The following is a 17895-nucleotide window of genomic DNA, read 5'->3' as shown; positions in this document are numbered from 1 at the left end:
GGGGACTTGGACAGTTCTTGTAGTTCTCTTGCGATTTCGTTCTTGCTCTCTTGAGATTGGCTTGCCAAGAGCGGGAGCGCCGCTGATTTTGGCCTTGCCAAGCGCAAGCCTTTCTATTCTTGCCCCTTGCCAAGGGCCAATTATATGCAAGAACTTCGCCAAGTTGAGGCGCACGTCTATCATTCGAAGAGCGCTTGGTACAGGGCGCCGGGGGATCATCATGGCCAAGCAGATCAGGCTCAACGCCTTTGCGATGAATTGCGTCGCGCATCAATCACCCGGGCTGTGGACCCATCCGCGCGATCGCACCGCCGAATACAACCGCCTGCCCTACTGGATTGATCTCGCCAGGACGCTGGAACGCGGCCGTTTCGACGGGTTGTTCCTGGCCGACGTGCTCGGGGTCTACGACGTCTATGGCAACAGCCCTGACGCGGCCTTGCGCAATGCAGCGCAGACGCCGTCGAACGAGCCGCTGCTGCTGCTCTCGGCGATGGCGGCGGTGACGCAGAATCTCGGCTTCGGCGTCACCAGCAATCTGTCCTTCGAGCCGCCCTACCCGTTCGCGCGGCGGATGTCGACGCTCGACCACCTCACCGAGGGACGGATCGGCTGGAACGTCGTCACCGGCTATCTCGACAGCGCCGCGCGCGGGGCCGGCAAGGACAAGCAGACCGGGCACGACGATCGCTACGACATCGCCGACGAATATATGGAGGTCGTCTACAAGCTCTGGGAAGGCAGCTGGGAGGACAACGCCGTGCTGCGCGACCGGGCGCGCGGCATCTTCACCGATCCCACAAAGGTCCATCGCGTCAATCATGAGGGCGCGAATTACCGCATCAACAACACCATCCACCTCAGCGAGCCGTCGCCGCAGCGGACGCCCGTGCTGTACCAGGCCGGCACCTCGCCGCGCGGCCGGCAGTTCGCGGCGAAGCATGCCGAATGCGTGTTCATGTCGGGACCGTCGGCCAAGATCATCGGGCCGCGCGTCTCGGCAATCCGCCAGGAAGCCGCCGCGCTCGGCCGCAACCCGGCGGAGATCCTGATGTTCAACATGATGACGATCATCCTCGGCAACACGGAAGCCGAAGCGGCGGCCAAATATGCCGACTACCGGTCGCATATCAGTCCGGAGGGCGCGCTGGCCCTGATGTCGGGATGAACCGGCATCGACTTCTCCGGCTACGAGCTCGACCAGCAGGTGCGTCACGTCCAGAACGATGCCGGCCGCAGCGCGCTCGACAACGTCACCCGCGGCGACCCCGACCGCGTCTGGACCGTGCGTGACGTCATCGAGCATGTCGGCATCGGTGGCGCCGGCCCGGTCGTGGTCGGCACGCCCGAGAGCGTCGCCGACAAGATCGAGGATTGGTTCGAGAAGACTGACGTCGACGGCCTCAACGTCGCCTTTGCGATCTCGCCCGGCGATTTCGAGGATATCGCCGACATGCTGGTGCCGGAACTGACCAAGCGCGGCCGCTACAAGCCGGAATATGCAAAGGGCACATTGCGGGAGAAGCTGTTCGGCGACGGCCGCGCAAGGCTCGACGCGCCGCATCCGGCCGCGGGATATCGGGTGGGGAAGAAGGGGTAGGCTGCTTACCTTAGGTGCGCTGTCATGCCCCGGCTTGCCGCCTTCGCCAAAAGGCTTCGGCGGCCGAGCATCCTTGTGGCCCCGGCGTAGCCTTGGCGGAGCCGGGACCGGGGCATCCAGTACGCCGCGGCCTCTCGACTCTATTACTGCCGCCTCTGGAATACTGGATCACCCGCTTTCGCGGGTGATGACAGTGAGAACGCGGCGAATACCAGCACGATAGCTGCCCCCTACACCTTCCCGTCCACCATCACCTCGATCAGCTTCGTTCCGGGGCGGTTGAACGCCGACGACAACGTCGCCTTCAGCTCACGGGGATCACTCACCTTGATCGCCTCGCAGCCGAGCGCCGTCGCAATCCCTGCGAAATCCACCGGCGGATCGACGAAATCCATGCCGACGTAATTGTCGTCGCCATGGAAGGCGAGCAGGCGCTGCTTGATGATGCGGTAGCCGCCATTGTTGGCGATCACGACGTTGAGCGGCAGCTTGTGATGCGCCGCCGTCCACAGCGACTGGATCGAATACATCGCGCTGCCGTCACCGGAGAAGCACACCACGGGCCGATCCGGATTGGCGATGCTGGCGCCGACGGAGGCCGGCAGGCCCCAGCCGATGCCACCGGAGGCGAGGCCGTGATAGCCATAGCGGTCGCGGTGCGGACGCAACGCCGTGACCTGGCGGCTCGAGGTGAGCCCTTCGTCGACGAGGATCGCATGATCGGGCATGGCCTCGACCATTTGCAGCACCAGGAAATCCGGATCGATCGGGCTGCGGCCGGCGCTCCTGCCGATCTGCTCGACCAGCGCGGCGCGCCGCGCGGTCCAGTTCTTCGGAGCGAGCTCGGCGAGGCGCTGCTTTGCACGGCTTGCCAGCGCAGCGCCGCCCATCTCCTTCAGCACCGGGATCAGCGCCCGCAGCGTTTCCTTCAGATCCGCCTTGAGCGCGATTTCAGCCCCGTAGTTCTTGGCGATCTCCCAATCGACAAGGCCGATCTGGACGATGCCGAGTCCATCAGGCAGCGCATCGACCTCGCTATAGACCGACATCCGCAGGGGATCGCCGCCAAGCGCGATCAGCAGATCGTAGGGCGCAAGCGTGTCGCGCGCGGCCTTCTGCACGCGCGCCAGCGTGCCGACGAAGCTCGGGCTTTCCGAGAGGAAATGCGAGCCATAGGGCGTCGAGGACTGATAGGCGGCCCCGCCCAAAAGCTCGGCGAGTTCGGCGGCCTCCTTCAGTGCATCGCTCTTGACCACCTCGTCCATGGTGACGATGACGGGACGTTCGGCCTTGAGCAGCCGCGCGGCAAACGCCTTCAGCGCCTCGTCCGACGGCTTTACGCGGGCATCGATGCGGGTGGAGCGGCCGAGATCGATGCCGGCCTCGCTGTTGAGGATGTCGCCCGGCAGCGAGATGAACACCGGCCCGGTCGGCGGCGTCATCGCGACCTTGGCGGCGCGGCGGACGATGCGCGGCAGATCTTCCAGCCGCGTCACCTCGACCGCCCATTTCACCAGCGGCTCGGCCATCCGCACCAGCGGGCCATAAAGCACCGGCTCCATCAGGCCGTGGCCCTGCTCCTGCTGGCCGGCGGTCAGGATCATCGGCGTGCCCGTGAACTGGGCGTTGTAGAGCGAGCCCATCGCGTTGCCGAGCCCCGGCGCGACATGAACGTTGCAGGCGACGAGCTTGCCGGAGGCGCGGCTGTAGCCATCCGCGATCGCGACCACCAGGCTCTCCTGCATTGCCATCACATAGGTGAGATCAGGATGGTCCTTCAGCGCATGCATGATCGGCAGCTCGGTGGTGCCGGGGTTGCCGAACAGATGGGTGATGCCCTCGTCCTTGAGCAGCGCGAGAAAAGCGGAGCGGCCGGTAATCTTGTTCTTCATGTGTCCTCCAGACCCGCGGGCGCTGCCGCAAGATGAGGCATGATGGCCGAACTTGGCCGAGGCACGCAAGGAAGCGCCGTCATGGCAGACTTGCGTCGGCGCGGGCGAGCTGGGAACATGCTCCGGCGTAAACCTGCACGGGGAGACGCGATGGCCTATGACGAGAACACCGCGGCGCGGGTGCGCAAATTGCTGGCGGGTCAGCGAGACGTCGCGGAAAAGAAGATGATGGGCGGCCTCTGCTTCATGGTGAACAACACCATGTGCTGCACCGTAAGCGGGCGCGGCGGCATGCTGATCCGCGTCGGCCCGGACGCGCATGCACGCATGCTGCAGGAGCCGCATACCAGCCCCATGGAAATGCGCGGGCGCATCATGACCGGCTTTGTGCGCCTCGCGCCGGACGGTTATCAGAGCGATGCCGAGCTGAAAAAATGGGTCAAGCGCGGGCTCGACTTCGTGGCGGCGAATACCGCGGGACGCAAAGCGGCGCCGCGGAAGGCTGTTGCGGCGAAGACCAAGGTCGCCGCCAAGGCTAAAGCACCTCCTCGCGGCCGAGCTCGAAAGGGTCTTCGCCGCTAGCGCGCTTCTTCTTTTTCGAGCGCTGCCAGACCACACCGGGAAAGCCCTTCAGCGGCACCAGCGGCTCGCCGGTATAGGCCCATTCCTGAAGCTCCTCGATCGCGATGTGATAGAGCGGCTGGCGGCCGGTGCGCTCGTTGAACAGTGCGCGGGGGATGTTGACCATGTGCGGTCCGCGCGGCCGCTCGTACGCAATCGGCGTGCCGCAATGGGCGCAGAAGCTGCGCGCGGTCTTGGTCGCCTTGTCCTCGTAGCGGGCGAGCGCGGTTTTCCCCGAGGTGATGCGAAAGCGCTTCTTCCAGCTTCCGACATAGGTTGCATAGGCCGCGCCGTGGGCGCGGCGGCTACTGGCAGAATGATCATGCCAGGCCCAACGCGCGGGGACGTCGATCTCGAAGGTGACCTTGCCGCAGAGGCATTGGCCGGTGGCGGTTCCTGCGGCGACTGCGGCTTTGGCCATGGTCTCTCTCCGTCGTCATTGCGAAGACGACAATACACGATCGTCATTCCGGGCTCGACGCTCCCGGGCCGCGCTTCGCGCGGTCCCGAGCGTCGCCCCGGAATGACGACGGAGAGACTTACGCCGTCGCGAGCTCGTCATACACCGGGTAATCCGTATACCCCTTCTCCTCGCCGCCGTAGAACGTCGCGCGGTTATACGGCGTGATCGGATAGTCGTGCCGAAGGCGGCGCGGCAAATCGGGGTTGGAGATGAAGATGCGGCCGAAGGCGATGATATCGGCGTGGCCGTCGGCGATCGCCGCATTCGCGGTCTCGCCGGTGAAACCGCCGGCTGTCATCAGCACGCCGCTGTAGAGCGGGCGGAACAGCACCATTGCGGAGGGCACGTTCTCCCAGTGGACGTCGGCACGGCCGGCGCCGCTGGAGCGTGGCTCGATGAAGTGAAGATAGGCAAGGCCGAGCTTGTCGATCGCCTTCACGACGTGCGTGTAAAGCGGCATCGGATCGGGCTCACCGGAATCATTGGCGATGCCGTGGGGCGACAGCCGCACGCCGACACGGTTCGCACCCCAGACGTCGATCGCCGCTTGCGTGACCTCCAGCAGCAACCTCGCGCGGTTCTCGATCGAACCGCCATACTGATCGGTGCGCTGGTTGCTGCGCGACTGCAAAAACTGCTCGAGCAGATAGCCGTTGGCGCCGTGGATCTCGACGCCGTCGAAACCGGCGGCGAGCGCGTTCTTGGCGCCCTGCCGGAAGGCCTCGACGATGCCCTTGACCTCGTCGGTCTCCAGCGCGCGCGGGGTCTCGTAATCAGAAATCTTGCCGTCGGCGGTCATGGCCTTCATGCCTTCGGCCTTGATCGCAATCGCCGAAGCCGAGACCGGAAGCTCACCGCCGTGGAAGGACGAATGCGAGACGCGGCCGACATGCCAGAGCTGAAGGAAGATGATGCCGCCCTTGGCGTGCACGGCATCCGTCACCTTGCGCCAGCCGGCGATCTGCGCCTCCGAATAGATGCCGGGCGTCGCGGGGTTGCCGCGGCCATGCGAGAGCACGGGCGACGCTTCAGCGATGATCAAGCCGCCTTGCGTGGCGCGCTGGCTGTAATATTCGGCGTTGAGCGGCCGCGGCGAGAAGCTCTCGCGCTCGGCGCGCATGCGCGTCAGCGGCGCCAACGCGACGCGATGCGCGAGCTTGTACGGACCGACCTGCAACGGTTTGAACAACGCCTCGAATTTCATGTGGGCCTCAGACGACTATGAAAGGATGCGGATCATATAGCGAGGGGCGGCCCCTGGAAAAGGCGCCGCCCCATTAAAACCAGATATTCCCTCTCGCGGAACGCCGGAGGGAGCAGGCCCTACGCCGTCTTGATCCAGACGGCCTTCACGTTGAGATATTCCTCGACATGCTGCTTGCCGGATTCGCGGCCATAGCCGCTCATCTTGTAGCCGCCGAACGGCACGGCTGGGTCCATCGCCTGGTAGCAGTTCACCCACACCGAACCGGCGCGCAGGCTCTTCGCGACCGCATGGGCCTTGCTGACGTCGCGCGTCCACAGGCCCGAGCCGAGGCCGAACGTGGTGTTGTTGGCGCGCTTGACCAGCTCGTCCATGTCCTTGAATGCGATCGCGGAGATGACGGGACCAAAAATCTCCTCCTGCGCGATGCGCATGTTGTCCTGCACGCCCGCGAACACGGTCGGCGAGACGAAGAAGCCCTTCGACAGCGCGCCTTCGGTGACACGGCCGCCGCCGGCGAGCGCACGCGCGCCTTCCTTCTGGCCGATATCGAGATAGCCGGTGACGCGCTTGAGTTGTTCCTCGGACACGAGCGGGCCGATCTGAACGTTGGGATCGAGGCCGTTGCCGACCTGCAGCTTCTTGCCGAACTCGGCGACGCGGCCGACGAACTCTTCGTAGACCGACTGCTCGACGAACAGACGCGTGCCGGCGCTGCAGATCTGCCCCGAATTGGCGAACACCGCCATCGCGGCGCCCGGCACTGCGGCATCGAGATCGGCATCCGCGAACACGATGTCCGGCGACTTGCCGCCGAGCTCGAGCGAGACACGCTTGAGGTTGCCGGCGGAGGCGCGGATGATCGATTGACCCGTGACGTGCGAGCCGGTGAAGGCGACCTTGTCGACGTCGTGGTGCGAAGCGAGCGCGGCGCCCGCGGTCTCGCCATAACCGGGCACGACGTTGACGACGCCAGGCGGAATGCCGGCTTCCATCGCCAGCTCGGCGATACGCAGCGAGGTGAGCGGCGCCTCTTCGGCGGGCTTCAGCACCACGGTGCAGCCGGTCGCGATCGCCGGACCGATCTTCCAGATCGTCGCGGTGAGCGGGCCGTTCCAGGGAATGATGGCGCCGACGACGCCGATCGGCTCCTTCAGCGTGTAGGAGAAGATTTCGCCGGGCAGCGAGTTCTCGATGGTCTCGCCGTGGATCGCGGTGGTCTGGCCGGCGTAATAGCGCAGCATGCCCACGGCGCGCAGGCGATAGGCGCGGGTGCGGCTGAGCGGCGCGCCCATGTCGAGCGTGTCGAGCTGCGACAATTCGTCGAAATTCTTCTCGACGAGGTCGGCGAGCTTAAGCAGCAGGTTCTGCCGCTCGAACGGCTTTACTTTGCTCCAGGGGCCTTCGAAGGCACGGCGAGCGGCGGCGACCGCGCGGTCGATGTCTTCCTTGTCACCCTCGGCGACCGTCGCCAGCAATTCGCCGGTGGCGGGGTTGTGGGTCTCGAAGCGCTTGCCTGAGGCAGCGTCGACCCACTTCCCGTCGATCAGCATCTGCTTGTAGGACCCGTTGGCGAACGGATGGCGCGTGATCGGAATAGCCTGCGACACAGCCATGGCTGCACTCCCTGTCAAATGATTGATTGGTCCGATCTAGGCGGGATCGTTAGGTCAAATAGAATACAGCGCCGCCGGAAAGGCGTAAAGGCGGCGTGGAACGAAGACCTCCCATGCCGACTTGTGCAGGGTCGCGCGAGTGCCATGTTATAGCTCGACCGATCCCTTCCCCGGAGACCAACCATGCCACATTCCGCCATCGTCAAAGACAATGTCGCCGTGATCACGGGCGGCGCATCCGGTATCGGACTGGCTGCCGCGCTGGCCTTCGCGCGCGTCGGCTTGAAGGTGTGCATCGCAGATGTGGATCAGGCGCGGCTGGCGGAAGCTGCAACAAAACTGTCATCCGTCACGCCTGCTACACATGTGATGACGTTCGCGGTCGATGTCAGCAAGGCCGAGAGCGTGGCGGAACTGGAACGCGGCGTGCGCGAGCGCTTCGGCGGTGCTGACATCCTCATGAACAATGCCGGCATTCAGCCGGGCAGCACGCTGTTCGCCGAGCCCGACAACTGGCAGCGCATCATCGGCGTCAACATGTGGGGCATCATCAACGGCTCGCGCATCTTCGCGCCCGGCATGATCGCGCGCGGCAGGCCCGGCCTCATCATCAACACCGGCTCGAAGCAGGGCATCACCACGCCGCCCGGCGATCCCGCCTACAACGTCTCCAAGGCCGGCGTGAAGGCGTTTACGGAAGCGCTCCAGCACGAGCTGCGCAACACGAAGGACTGCCGCATCACCGCACATCTGCTCATTCCCGGCTTCGTCTTCACCGGCCTGACCGCAAAGGGCCGCACCGAGAAGCCGGCCGGAGCCTGGACGGCTGAGCAGACCGTGGATTTCATGCTGGCGCGGCTGGAGGCCGGCGACTTCTACATCCTCTGTCCGGACAACGATGTACCTCGCGCGCTCGACGAGAAGCGGATGCTGTGGGCCGCCGGCGACATCGTCGAGAACCGCCCGCCGCTGTCGCGCTGGCATCCGGACTATGCCGACGCGTTCGCGAAGTTCGTGAAGGGGGCGTAGGCTTGCACCGCTCTCTCACTCCCTCGCCCCGTTCTTACGGGGAGAGGGTGGGGTGAGGCGCCGCATCCGCAAACTGCGGCGCGAATTATTGAAAGGGATTCCGTAGCGGACGGCGTGGAGTCGGCGAGACTTTTGTCGCGGCGGCTCTGTGCCATGCCCCTCACCCGGATCGCGTCGGACGATGCTTCGCATCGCCGAGGGTGACATAGCTGAAGCTTTGCTTCGGCGTTCTTGAGAACGACCGCCGAAAGGCGGCCTACGCCTCTCCCCGCAGAAGGGCGGGGAGAGGTTAAGAACGCTACAGCGTTTCCTGCTGATGCCCGCAATTCTTGCAGGCGAACTTGACCCGGCTCTGGCCTTTTTCAGCCTGCACCCGGTTCGGCGCGCCGCACTTGCCGCAGACGGCCTCGATGCGGGTCGAGCCCTGCTTGACGACGATGGTCTTCTTTTCCATCGATTCGCGGATCAGGCGCTCGGCCTCCTCACGCAGGGATTGTTTCGACAAAGCTCATCTCCGCCTCTGGAAAGCGCGAGAGCCATAACGCACCTGCGTTGGAATCTCAATCGGCAATGCCGGCTCAGACCTCGACAATCACATAGCTGTCTTCGACATGCACCGGAAACGTCTCGGCGACATACGGGCCCTTCTGCAACTCTTCGCCACGTTCCACCGCGACCGGATAGGACCGGATCTTGACCCGTTTCGGATCGAACCAGGACTGGCCGTTGCGCATGTCGAATTCCCAGCCGTGCCAGGGACAGCGCAGCATCTCGCCGACGCGCGAGCGCTCATAGATTCCGGGCTCGGGCGAGGTCAGCCGCGCGACGCAAGCCGCCTTCTCCAACGGCGCGCCCTCATGCGGGCAGCGGTTCAACAGCGCGAAGAACTCGCCATTGACGTGGAACACGACGATGTCGCGGCCCGCGATATCGACGACCTTGTTGCCGCCGGGCGGGATCTCCGAGGTGCGCGCGACAATGTGACGGGCCATATCCGTTCAGAACCTCCTTGCTCAGAACTTGTAGACCGAACGGGCATTGGTGCTGAAGATCTTCTTCCGCTCGGCCTCCGTCAGCGGCGTCTTGAAGGCGAAGCGCGGATCGTCGAAATCCCAGTGCGGATAGTCCGACGAGAACAGCAGACGATCGATGCCGACCCATTCGATCAGCGAACGCAGATGCCGCGCCTCGTCGGGCTCGTCGATCGGCTGCGTCGTGAACCAGAAATGCTCGCGCACATATTCCGACGGCTTGCGCTTGAGATGCGGCACCTCGCTGCGGAAGCGCTCGAAATGCTGGTCCATCCGCCACACCGCCGAGGGGATCCAGCCGAAGCCGCCCTCGATGAAGACGATCTTCAGCTTCGGAAAGCGCTCCGGCACGCCTTCGATGACGAGGCTCGCAAGCTGCGCCGCGATGGTGTGCGCGTTGGACTGGTGCTCCTCGACATAATAAGACGGCCAGCCGCCGCCGGTCGGCGGATGGCCGCCATAGCCGCCGACATGGATGCCGAGCGGCAGGTCCAGCGCCTGCGCACGCTCGTAGATCGGCCAATAGCGACGGCGGCCGAGCGGCTCGTTGGCGCGCGGCGAGACGTTGATCTGGATGTATTCGCCGATCTTGGCGCAGCGCTCGATCTCGGCGATGGCGAGATCCACGCCGTCCTGCCCGACCAGGATCGAGGCCTTCAAGCGCGGATCGCGGTGCGACCAGAACGCAAGCTGCCAGTCGTTGATGGCGCGCTGGATCGCGGCGCCGAACTCCAGGTTCTGCTGCGAGAAGATGAAGAGATCGAGCACCTGCAGAATCCCGAACTCGACGTCGAGCGGATCGAGATGCTGCTTCTGCATGAAAGCGAGATCGGAGCCGGGCGGCCCGCCGGTCGGCGGCCACGCATCGCGCCGCGCGATCAGTGGCGAGGAACGCGGATAGGGCGTGGTGAAGAGATAAGGCGTGCGCAAATGGCTGCCATACTCCTTCAGATGCTGCTGCCAGCGTTTTGGCAGGAACTCGTTCAGATCGTCGAACGAGTGCAGGCTCGGATGCACGTCGCAATCGACGATACGCAGCCGCGAGGTGGCGGGCTTTTCCTCGTCGAGCAGCGGGCGGTCGATGACGTCACTCATGCGATCCTCCAGTTTTTTTGTTTGCGCATGATCTTATCGGAAAACCGGTTCCCACTTTTTCCGGATCATGCGCTAGTTCAGCGACAACCGCGGAAACGTTTCCAGCGGATTGTCGACGCACATCTTCGCGATGATGCTCTTCGGCAGGTTCGGCGGGATCGGATCGTCGCCGTCGAACTGCCAGTGCGGATAGTCGGACGCGAACAAGAACATCTTTTCCGAGCCGATCTGGTCGATGATCTCCTCGACACTCTTGGCATCGTTAGGCGCGTCGAACGGCTGCATGGTGACGCGGAAATTGTCGCGGATGATCGCGGCCGGCTCGCGTTCGACCCAGGGAACCTCGACGCGGACGCCGCGCCAGGTCTTGTTGGCGCGCCACATGAAGGCCGGCAGCCAGCTCACGCCGGATTCCATCAGCACGACTTTCAGGTTCGGAAACTTGCCGAACACGCCCTCATAGATCAGGCTCAATATCTGCGCCTGAAACGCCTGCGCCTCGACGAAGTAGTATTCGTAGCGATGCGACGGCCAGCCGGCCGAACTCGGCGCCTGCCGATATTGCGTGCCGGCATGGATCGCGAGCGGCAGCCTGTACTTCTCGGCGAGCCGGTACACCGGCCAATAATGCCGCCGTCCCAGCAGCGTCTCGCCCTGCGCCAACACCAGGATGGAGACGAAACGATTGTCGCCGGCGCGGCGCTCGATCTCCTCGATCGCGAGATCCGGGTCCTGCATCGGCACCACGATGGAAGCCCGCAGGCGGGGATCGCGCGACAGCCATTCGGCGGCGATCCAGTCGTTGATCGCCTTGCAGAAATCGGCGGCCATATAGGCGTCGAATACGGCCTGCGCGCCGTAGAGCACGTTGAGGATCGCGTGGCTGGCGCCCAATTGATCAAAGGCGCCCTTCTGCACCATGGCGAGATCGGAGCCGGGCTTGGCGCCATTTGCCGACCGCCAGTCGGCACGGCCGGTCAGCGGCATGCTCGGCGGATAGGAGGTGAGATCGAGCCCGTCGATGGCGCGGCTCACGACCTGCTCTTTCCAGTGATCGCTGAGATAGGGAAGCAGCGTCGTGCGTGTGCCACCAACCGCCGGGTGGATATCGCAGTCGATCCGCGTCACCGCCATGAAGCTTCCTCGCGCAATCTTATTGGCGGCGTTCTTGTGCGCCGCTTGCGCAGAGTGCCCCTGCCCGCGCCGGCGCGCAAGGTCGCCCGCCCGCGCGATCCGTCATGGCTCGGTTGCATTTCGCAGGCGCGGTATGAAGCTCCGCGATCGTCGCACGCCACGGCTGCTCGATGGTGGATGGTCTCACGGCGCGAGCGGTGGATGCCAGGGCATCCGCCGCTCCATATTGCAACTAGCATCACGCTTATATGCGCTCTCGCCTCAAGCCGCCTTGGACACTTCCATCAGCAGGCGCTCGGCCTTGGCATCCTCGATCCGGTTCACCAGCCGGCTGCTCTCGTGATTGTCGCGCACCGTCTTGGTCAGGGTGATGCAGGTCTGGATCAGCATCACGATGCCCATGGTGAGATAGCCCTTCATCCAGAGATCGATCGGCAGGAAGAAGATGCCGATGGCGACGAGGAACGCGGAGGCTGCGAAGGACGCGTAAGTGAAGGTCACCCAGGCGCTGCTGTGGGGCTGGCCGTTCTGGTTCATGATGGTCTCCTGTCGGTTCGAATGATGAGTTTGGGGTCAGGCCGTCGGCATGCGCTTGGACTTCAACCGCGCCAGCACGTCGTCCGCGGTCGTCTTGAGCCGGGGGCCAAAGCCCTGCTCGGCGAGTCTTTCGGCGGTGGCGAGCGGGCCAGTGGCCGCATCGAGCTCGACCAGCGCGTCGTCAGCGGCCTGGGCTTCCATTTGCCGGTCGCGCAGGCGCCTCAAGGTGCTCTCCGCTTCCGGCAACGTGGATTCGTAAGGACGTGCCGCCTCGATGCCGCTGCGGCGAAGCGAGCGCACCGCTTCGGAGGCACGGGCGACGCGGCGGCCGCGATCGAGCTCGGTGATGCGAGCCTGCGCGCTTGCGACGTGGCGCTTCAGCCTGATGATCTCGGTCGCGAACAACGCGCGGGCCGTCATCGCCGCATCGCGATCGGCCTCCAGGCCCGCAATGGCTTCGGCCGCGTCCTTGGCGAGGTCCTCGCGGCCACCGTCGAGCGCCGCAACCGCGCGGGTCTCGAGGTCGGCGATGCGGGCGACGGTCGCCTCGAGCTTGCGGCCTTCCTGCTGGTCCTGGGCGATCGCCAGTGCCAGCGTCCGCTTGCTGCGCTCGACGGCGGCGGCCGCATCGCGCATCTGCTGGTCGAGGATCAGAAGGGCCGTCCGGTCTTCCAGTTCCTCGCCCGCGGCGGCCACGCTGCCGCGGAAAAGCGTCACTACGGTCTTGAACATTTGCTGCTCCCTGTTATGAGCGTTGCTCACGAATGGTTTGTAGCAGAGACCTTGAACATCGTTCAATAAATATTTGAGCGCTGCTCAAGAATTTGATTAACAAATGACTAGAGCTTTGAAACGTCGAGAGAAACTGCGGGCCGACCTGATCCAGGCGGCCGAGCGGATGATCGCTGAGCGAGGGTTGGCGGGTCTCAAAACCCGCGATCTCGCCCGCGAGATCGGCTGCGCCAATGGCGCGGTCTACAATCTCGTCGCCGACATGGACGAGTTGGTCCTGCGCGTCGGCTCGCGCACGCTACTCCGGCTCGACAAGGTGCTCAGCGCGGCGGTGAGCGCGGGCAATCCATCGCCGCAGGAGACGCTGGTCCGCATCGCGATCGCCTATTGCGATTTCGCCGCAGAGAATCTCGAGCTCTGGCGCGCAATGTTCGAGCATCGCATGGAGCTTGGCAAGGAAGTCCCCGACTGGTCCGTGGACGACCAGTTGCAGCTGTTCCGCCACATCTACGCGCCACTGGCAGCGTTGTTTCCGGACAGAGGGACAGAGGAGCTCGGCATCACCGCGCGCAGCCTGTTCTCGGCCGTGCATGGCATGGTGGCGCTGGGGCTCGAGCAGAGGCTGGTCGCCGTGCCGCTGCCGGCGCTGCGGAAGGAAATCGCGGGCCTGGTGCGGGCGATGATCGACGGCTTGATCGCTAGGGCGGCGTAGAAGCCGAGAGAGCGCAGCGAAACTGGCGGCGACGCCTGACTAAAATTTCGCCTGTCGCATCGCTGGCAGCACGCCTAGCTTTCGCCGCGTCTCGTCCTCTCTCCGGAGTCTCCCATGTCCCTCCTCATCCGCGGCGGCACCGTCGTCAATCACGATCATTCGCGCCGTGCTGACCTGCTGGTCGATGGCGAGACCATCGTCGCGATCGGAACATCGCTCGATGCACCGACGGGCGCGGAGATCGTCGATGCCGGCGGCGCCTATGTCATCCCGGGCGGGATCGATCCGCACACCCATCTCGAAATGCCGTTCATGGGCACGGTGACCGCCGACGATTTCGAATCCGGAACGAAGGCGGCGTTGACCGGCGGCACCACCATGGTGGTGGACTTCTGCCTGCCCGATCCCGGCCAGTCGATGCTCGCGGCCTATCAGGAGTGGCGGCACAAATCCGAGAAGGCGGCGACCGACTACGGCTTCCACATGGCGGTGACGTCGTGGTCGAAGCAGATCTATGACGAGATGGAGACCGTGGTCAAAACCTACGGCATCAACACCTTCAAGCACTTCATGGCCTACAAGGGCGCGCTGATGGTGAACGACGACGAGCTCTACAACTCGTTCGCGCGCTGCGCCCATCTCGGCGCCATGCCTGTGGTCCATGCGGAAAACGGCGACGTCGTCGCCTTGATGCAGGAAGCGCTGATCGCGCGCGGCGTCACCGGCCCCGAAGGCCACGCCTACTCACGGCCGCCGGAGGTCGAGGGCGAAGCCACCAACCGCGCCATCATGATCGCGGACATGACGGGCACGCCGGTCTATATCGTGCACACGAGCTGCCGTGAGGCGCATGAGGCAATCGCCCGCGCACGGGCCGCGGGCAAACGTGTCTATGGCGAGCCGCTGATCCAGCATCTGCTGCTGGATGCCGGCGAGTACCAGAACAGGGACTGGGATCATTCCGCACAGCGCGTGATGTCGCCGCCGTTCCGCGACAGATCGCACCAGGACAGTCTTTGGGCCGGCCTGCAATCAGGCTCGCTCCAGGTGGTCGCCACCGATCATTGCGCCTTCACCACCGAGCAGAAGCGGTTCGGGCGCGGCGATTTCAGGAAGATCCCGAACGGCACCGGCGGCCTCGAAGATCGGCTCGCACTTCTGTGGACCGCGGGCGTCGCCACGGGGCGGCTCACGAAGGAAGAATTCGTCGCGGTGACCTCGGCGAACATCGCGCGCATCCTCAACATCTACCCGCGCAAGGGCGCCGTCGCCGTCGGTTCGGACGCCGATATCGTGGTATGGGACCCCAGGGCGAGCAAGACCATCAGCGCGAAGCGGCAGATGAGCCGGATCGATTACAACGTGTTCGAAGGCTTTGCCTGCACCGGCGGACCGGCCGCGACGCTCTCGCGTGGCCGCATCGTCTGGAAGGATGGCGATCTCTGCGCCGAGGCCGGCGACGGTCACTACATCGAGCGTCCGGCGTTCTCGCCGGTGCACGTCGCCAACTCGACATGGAAACAACTGACCGCCCCGCGCGCGGTCGCACGCGGCGCGGTCACGCCGTAGGACTTCTCCGGTCCTCGGTCAGAAGCGATAGTTCACACCGACGGTCACGGCGTGGATTCTGTCCTTCAGGTTTCCGCTGAAGGTCACCAGCGGGACGGAATTGGTCAGAAAGAAATCGTTGGCGCCGAAATCATAGTAGTCGTACGCGAAGTTCGTCGACCAGTGCGGCGCGAATGCCCAATCGAGGCCGACGCCGGCGGTCCAGCCAGTGCGCGTCGCGGTCGCCTTGGGATCGACCGGGAATCCAAGAAGCGGAGGCGTGAGAACATTGTCGGCCTTTTCCCGCGTCCAGGCGACGCCGCCGCGGCCATAAGCAAGCCAGTTGCCGGCAAAGCTATAGCCGAGCCGCGCAGTCGCCGATGCCAGGAAGTCGTTGCTGACGGTGAATTGCGTCGGGACGATCACGCCGCCGAAACTGCCGAGACCGGGCGTCTTGCTGGTCAGGCTGGACCAGGCCGCGCGGCCTTCGACGCCGACGACCCAAGCCGATGCAAACTGATAGTCGCAGCCGATCTGCCCGCCACCGATGAAACCAGTGGAGCTGAAATCGCCCGAGCTCCTGATCTTGTCGTAGCTGAAATCGCCACCGGCATGAACGCCAATGAAGCACCCGGTCCAGCTGAATTGCTTGGTCGCCACTGGGGCCTTGACCGCCAGATCCGCCGCACTTGCCGCGCCTGCAAATCCCAGAATCGAAACCAACCCAACGCCAATCACCGCAAGACGATGCATTCCCGGCCCCCGCCAATTCCCAAAAGCAATGCCGCTCTTGTTGCCGGAAACGGGTTGTTGCGACAAGCAGCCACACCCCTAAGGTTGACTTTATCTTGATGTGTGACCAACGGGCCACAGCGGAAACAGCGCCATGCTCTACCGGGGGCAGACCTGCGACGCCGTCGGAATTCCGGGGCGAAATCGCGACCACGTTTCGTGGTCACGTCGGCTCGCCCCGGAATGGCGAACGACTCAAGCCGCCTTGCCGGCCCGCAACCGGTCGAGCACCGGCAGCAATTCGGATGGATCGGGACGTTGCGTGTAGTCCGGGTTCACCTCCGCATAAGCGATGATGCCGTCGCGGCCGATGACATAGCGCGCGGGCATCGGCAGCACCCAGGCCGGATTGTCGTTGAACGTCGGCAGGTCGTTCTTGAAGGACTTGTAGAGCGCGACGAGATCGGCCGGCAGCGCGAAGCGGATGCCGAAGGCGTCGGCGACGCCGCTCGCGACGTCGCTCAGGATCGGGAACGACAGCTTGTTCTCGCGCTCCGACTTGCGGCTGTTCGGCGCGGTCTGCGGCGAGATCGCAACGAGGCTCGCACCACGCGCGGCGATCTCCGGGAGCGCCTCCTGCAGCGCCTGGAGCTCGAGGTTACAATACGGGCACCAGACGCCGCGATAGAACGACACGACCAGCGGTCCCTTTGCGAGCAGGTCGCGCGACGACACAGGCTTGCCGTCGGGATCCCTGAGGATGAATTCCGGCGCGGCGTCGCCGGCCTTCTTCGCGCGCTGCGCCTGGCCGCTCGCGATCAATTCGGCGGTGGCGCGGTGCATGGTGTCGAGCGCCTCCTTGCCGGGCTTGAGCGGGAAGCGGCCGCCTTCGAAATCGGCTTTGAAGGCGTCGAGTTTGTCTTGCAGGGCCATGGGTAGCTCCATCTTTTGCTGTTGGCCCGCTCTATCTGGATCATTTGTGAATGAAGGGGTATACAGTGCAGACGGAGAACATTTATCCGGATTTCAAATGAGCGATCGACTGCAAGAATTGGCCGTCTTCGTCCGCGCGGCCGAGAGCGGCAGCTTTTCGAAGGCCGCGCGCGAGCTCGGCTTGTCGCAGCCCTCGGTGTCGCGCATCATCGGCGACTTGGAGACGCGGCTCGGCGTCAAGCTGCTGCTGCGAACCACGCGCCGCATCACCGCCACCGACGCCGGCGCGCTGTTCCTCACCCGCGCTCGCGAAGTGCTTTCCGATATCGAGGACGCCGAGGATGCCGCGCGCGGCATCGATTCGCTGCGTGGCACGATCCGCATCACGATGCCCGTCATGTACGGCTCCCGGAACATCATCCCGCGCCTGCCGAAATTCCTGGCTGCGCATCCGCTGCTGCGCGTCGAGCTATCCGTGGTCGACGAACGCCAGGACCTCGTCGCCGAGGGCACCGACGTCGCCATTCGGCTCGGCCTGCTCAACGACTCCGGGTTTGGCGTGCGAAGTCTCGGGATATTGCCGCGCCTCGTGGTGGCATCGCCGTCTTATCTTGCCATCCGTGGCGCACCGAAAACGCCGGCGGACCTCGCGTCCCATGATTGCATTTTCGGACCAGGCCAGTCCGGCCGCACCAGTTGGTCGTTCACGCGGAACGGAACGGAGACATCGGTCGATGTCCGCGGCCGCATCGCCACCGATTCCGGCCCCGGCGTATTCGCCTGTGTGCAGGCGGGGCTCGGCATCGCGATCACATCGCCAGTCATGGCCGGACCCGAGATCGCCGCCGGCACGCTGGTCCCCCTGTTGAAGAGCTACAAGCTTTCGCCCATCGACGTCTATGCCGTCTTCCCGGGTGGCCGCCGCCCCTCGACCAAAGTACGCGCTCTGGTGGACTATCTCGCAACCGACATGAAACAGACGCCATGAGGGACGCGCCGGACCGTTCCGCGGGCAC

The 17895-nt window shown here is 64.6% G+C and carries 17 protein-coding genes and 1 pseudogene; 6 read left to right on the top strand and 12 right to left on the bottom strand.

Going from position 1 to position 17895, the window contains the following annotated elements:
- Positions 1–220 precede the first annotated feature (220 nt).
- Positions 221–1600: pseudogene (locus BJ6T_RS08255) on the top strand (LLM class flavin-dependent oxidoreductase).
- 230 nt (positions 1601–1830) lie between these two features.
- On the opposite strand, the gene BJ6T_RS08250 reads toward BJ6T_RS08255, so the two are convergent.
- On the bottom strand, positions 1831–3492 hold the full coding sequence (locus tag BJ6T_RS08250) for a thiamine pyrophosphate-binding protein (protein ID WP_014491850.1): 1662 nt from the start codon (positions 3490–3492) through the stop codon (positions 1831–1833).
- A 150-nt stretch (positions 3493–3642) separates the two neighbouring features.
- On the opposite strand from BJ6T_RS08250, the gene BJ6T_RS08245 reads away from it, so the two are divergent.
- On the top strand, positions 3643–4074 hold the full coding sequence (locus BJ6T_RS08245) for a TfoX/Sxy family protein (RefSeq protein ID WP_014491849.1): 432 nt from the start codon (positions 3643–3645) through the stop codon (positions 4072–4074).
- Here the strand turns inward: BJ6T_RS08245 and BJ6T_RS08240 are convergent.
- The 3 genes from BJ6T_RS08240 to BJ6T_RS08230 form a co-directional block, all read right to left on the bottom strand.
- Entirely contained in the window at positions 4028–4534 is a 507-nt protein-coding gene (locus BJ6T_RS08240; protein WP_014491848.1) for a GFA family protein, read from the bottom strand. The two genes, BJ6T_RS08245 and BJ6T_RS08240, sit on opposite strands and share 47 nt — an antisense overlap.
- Before the next feature lie 118 nt (positions 4535–4652).
- Entirely contained in the window at positions 4653–5780 is a 1128-nt protein-coding gene (locus BJ6T_RS08235) for an alkene reductase (protein WP_014491847.1), read from the bottom strand.
- Between the two features lie 119 nt (positions 5781–5899).
- A complete protein-coding gene (locus BJ6T_RS08230) occupies positions 5900–7396 on the bottom strand; it encodes an aldehyde dehydrogenase family protein (RefSeq protein ID WP_014491846.1) in 1497 nt (498 codons plus the stop codon).
- A 183-nt stretch (positions 7397–7579) separates the two neighbouring features.
- Here BJ6T_RS08230 and BJ6T_RS08225 point away from each other — a divergent pair, with 183 nt between their 5' ends.
- Entirely contained in the window at positions 7580–8425 is an 846-nt protein-coding gene (locus BJ6T_RS08225) for an SDR family NAD(P)-dependent oxidoreductase (protein ID WP_014491845.1), read from the top strand.
- A gap of 298 nt (positions 8426–8723) precedes the next feature.
- On the opposite strand, the gene BJ6T_RS08220 is transcribed toward BJ6T_RS08225, so the two are convergent.
- The 6 genes from BJ6T_RS08220 to BJ6T_RS08195 form a co-directional block, all read right to left on the bottom strand.
- Entirely contained in the window at positions 8724–8930 is a 207-nt protein-coding gene (locus BJ6T_RS08220) for a hypothetical protein (protein WP_014491844.1), read from the bottom strand.
- A 73-nt stretch (positions 8931–9003) separates the two neighbouring features.
- Positions 9004–9417, bottom strand: coding sequence for a Rieske (2Fe-2S) protein (locus tag BJ6T_RS08215; protein WP_014491843.1), 414 nt, complete (start codon positions 9415–9417; stop codon positions 9004–9006).
- 21 nt (positions 9418–9438) lie between these two features.
- A complete protein-coding gene (locus BJ6T_RS08210; RefSeq protein ID WP_014491842.1) occupies positions 9439–10551 on the bottom strand; it encodes an amidohydrolase family protein in 1113 nt (370 codons plus the stop codon).
- A 72-nt stretch (positions 10552–10623) separates the two neighbouring features.
- Positions 10624–11685, bottom strand: a complete 1062-nt coding sequence (locus BJ6T_RS08205; protein WP_014491841.1) for an amidohydrolase family protein — start codon at positions 11683–11685, stop codon at positions 10624–10626.
- 261 nt (positions 11686–11946) lie between these two features.
- Positions 11947–12222, bottom strand: a complete 276-nt coding sequence (locus tag BJ6T_RS08200) for a YiaA/YiaB family inner membrane protein (protein ID WP_014491840.1) — start codon at positions 12220–12222, stop codon at positions 11947–11949.
- A gap of 36 nt (positions 12223–12258) precedes the next feature.
- Entirely contained in the window at positions 12259–12954 is a 696-nt protein-coding gene (locus tag BJ6T_RS08195) for a PspA/IM30 family protein (protein WP_014491839.1), read from the bottom strand.
- A gap of 103 nt (positions 12955–13057) precedes the next feature.
- On the opposite strand from BJ6T_RS08195, the gene BJ6T_RS08190 reads away from it, so the two are divergent.
- Both BJ6T_RS08190 and hydA read left to right on the top strand, forming a co-directional pair.
- Positions 13058–13666, top strand: a complete 609-nt coding sequence (locus tag BJ6T_RS08190) for a TetR/AcrR family transcriptional regulator (protein ID WP_028169933.1) — start codon at positions 13058–13060, stop codon at positions 13664–13666.
- Positions 13667–13780: 114 nt separating this feature from the next.
- Positions 13781–15235 carry a dihydropyrimidinase gene (gene hydA, locus BJ6T_RS08185; RefSeq protein ID WP_014491837.1) on the top strand — a complete coding sequence of 485 codons (1455 nt, stop codon included), beginning with the start codon at positions 13781–13783 and terminating at the stop codon, positions 15233–15235.
- An 18-nt stretch (positions 15236–15253) separates the two neighbouring features.
- Here hydA and BJ6T_RS08180 read toward each other — a convergent pair whose 3' ends face one another.
- Both BJ6T_RS08180 and BJ6T_RS08175 read right to left on the bottom strand, forming a co-directional pair.
- Positions 15254–15874, bottom strand: coding sequence for an outer membrane protein (locus BJ6T_RS08180; protein WP_232208375.1), 621 nt, complete (start codon positions 15872–15874; stop codon positions 15254–15256).
- Positions 15875–16201: 327 nt separating this feature from the next.
- Positions 16202–16879, bottom strand: coding sequence for a peroxiredoxin-like family protein (locus BJ6T_RS08175; RefSeq protein ID WP_014491835.1), 678 nt, complete (start codon positions 16877–16879; stop codon positions 16202–16204).
- A gap of 97 nt (positions 16880–16976) precedes the next feature.
- Here BJ6T_RS08175 and BJ6T_RS08170 point away from each other — a divergent pair, with 97 nt between their 5' ends.
- Positions 16977–17867: a LysR family transcriptional regulator gene (locus BJ6T_RS08170; RefSeq protein WP_014491834.1), complete on the top strand. Its 891-nt coding sequence runs from the start codon at positions 16977–16979 to the stop codon at positions 17865–17867.
- Positions 17868–17895 lie beyond the last annotated feature (28 nt).

It is taken from the genome of Bradyrhizobium japonicum USDA 6 (genome assembly GCF_000284375.1).
Lineage (GTDB): Bacteria > Pseudomonadota > Alphaproteobacteria > Rhizobiales > Xanthobacteraceae > Bradyrhizobium > Bradyrhizobium japonicum.
Note: the sequence above shows the minus strand (reverse complement) of the source record. Positions and strands in the feature narration are given on the sequence as shown.

Excerpts from the sequence above, each read along its gene's own strand:
- BJ6T_RS08195 (WP_014491839.1), bottom strand. The coding sequence starts at position 12,954 with ATGTTCAAGACCGTAGTGACGCTTTTCCGCGGCAGCGTGGCCGCCGCG.
- BJ6T_RS08240 (WP_014491848.1), bottom strand. The coding sequence starts at position 4,534 with ATGGCCAAAGCCGCAGTCGCCGCAGGAACCGCCACCGGCCAATGCCTC.
- BJ6T_RS08250 (WP_014491850.1), bottom strand. The coding sequence starts at position 3,492 with ATGAAGAACAAGATTACCGGCCGCTCCGCTTTTCTCGCGCTGCTCAAG.
- BJ6T_RS08225 (WP_014491845.1), top strand. The coding sequence starts at position 7,580 with ATGCCACATTCCGCCATCGTCAAAGACAATGTCGCCGTGATCACGGGC.
- BJ6T_RS08205 (WP_014491841.1), bottom strand. The coding sequence starts at position 11,685 with ATGGCGGTGACGCGGATCGACTGCGATATCCACCCGGCGGTTGGTGGC.
- BJ6T_RS08230 (WP_014491846.1), bottom strand. The coding sequence starts at position 7,396 with ATGGCTGTGTCGCAGGCTATTCCGATCACGCGCCATCCGTTCGCCAAC.
- BJ6T_RS08215 (WP_014491843.1), bottom strand. The coding sequence starts at position 9,417 with ATGGCCCGTCACATTGTCGCGCGCACCTCGGAGATCCCGCCCGGCGGC.
- hydA (WP_014491837.1), top strand. The coding sequence starts at position 13,781 with ATGTCCCTCCTCATCCGCGGCGGCACCGTCGTCAATCACGATCATTCG.
- BJ6T_RS08245 (WP_014491849.1), top strand. The coding sequence starts at position 3,643 with ATGGCCTATGACGAGAACACCGCGGCGCGGGTGCGCAAATTGCTGGCG.
- BJ6T_RS08200 (WP_014491840.1), bottom strand. The coding sequence starts at position 12,222 with ATGAACCAGAACGGCCAGCCCCACAGCAGCGCCTGGGTGACCTTCACT.
- BJ6T_RS08175 (WP_014491835.1), bottom strand. The coding sequence starts at position 16,879 with ATGGCCCTGCAAGACAAACTCGACGCCTTCAAAGCCGATTTCGAAGGC.
- BJ6T_RS08235 (WP_014491847.1), bottom strand. The coding sequence starts at position 5,780 with ATGAAATTCGAGGCGTTGTTCAAACCGTTGCAGGTCGGTCCGTACAAG.
- BJ6T_RS08210 (WP_014491842.1), bottom strand. The coding sequence starts at position 10,551 with ATGAGTGACGTCATCGACCGCCCGCTGCTCGACGAGGAAAAGCCCGCC.
- BJ6T_RS08190 (WP_028169933.1), top strand. The coding sequence starts at position 13,058 with ATGACTAGAGCTTTGAAACGTCGAGAGAAACTGCGGGCCGACCTGATC.
- BJ6T_RS08170 (WP_014491834.1), top strand. The coding sequence starts at position 16,977 with ATGAGCGATCGACTGCAAGAATTGGCCGTCTTCGTCCGCGCGGCCGAG.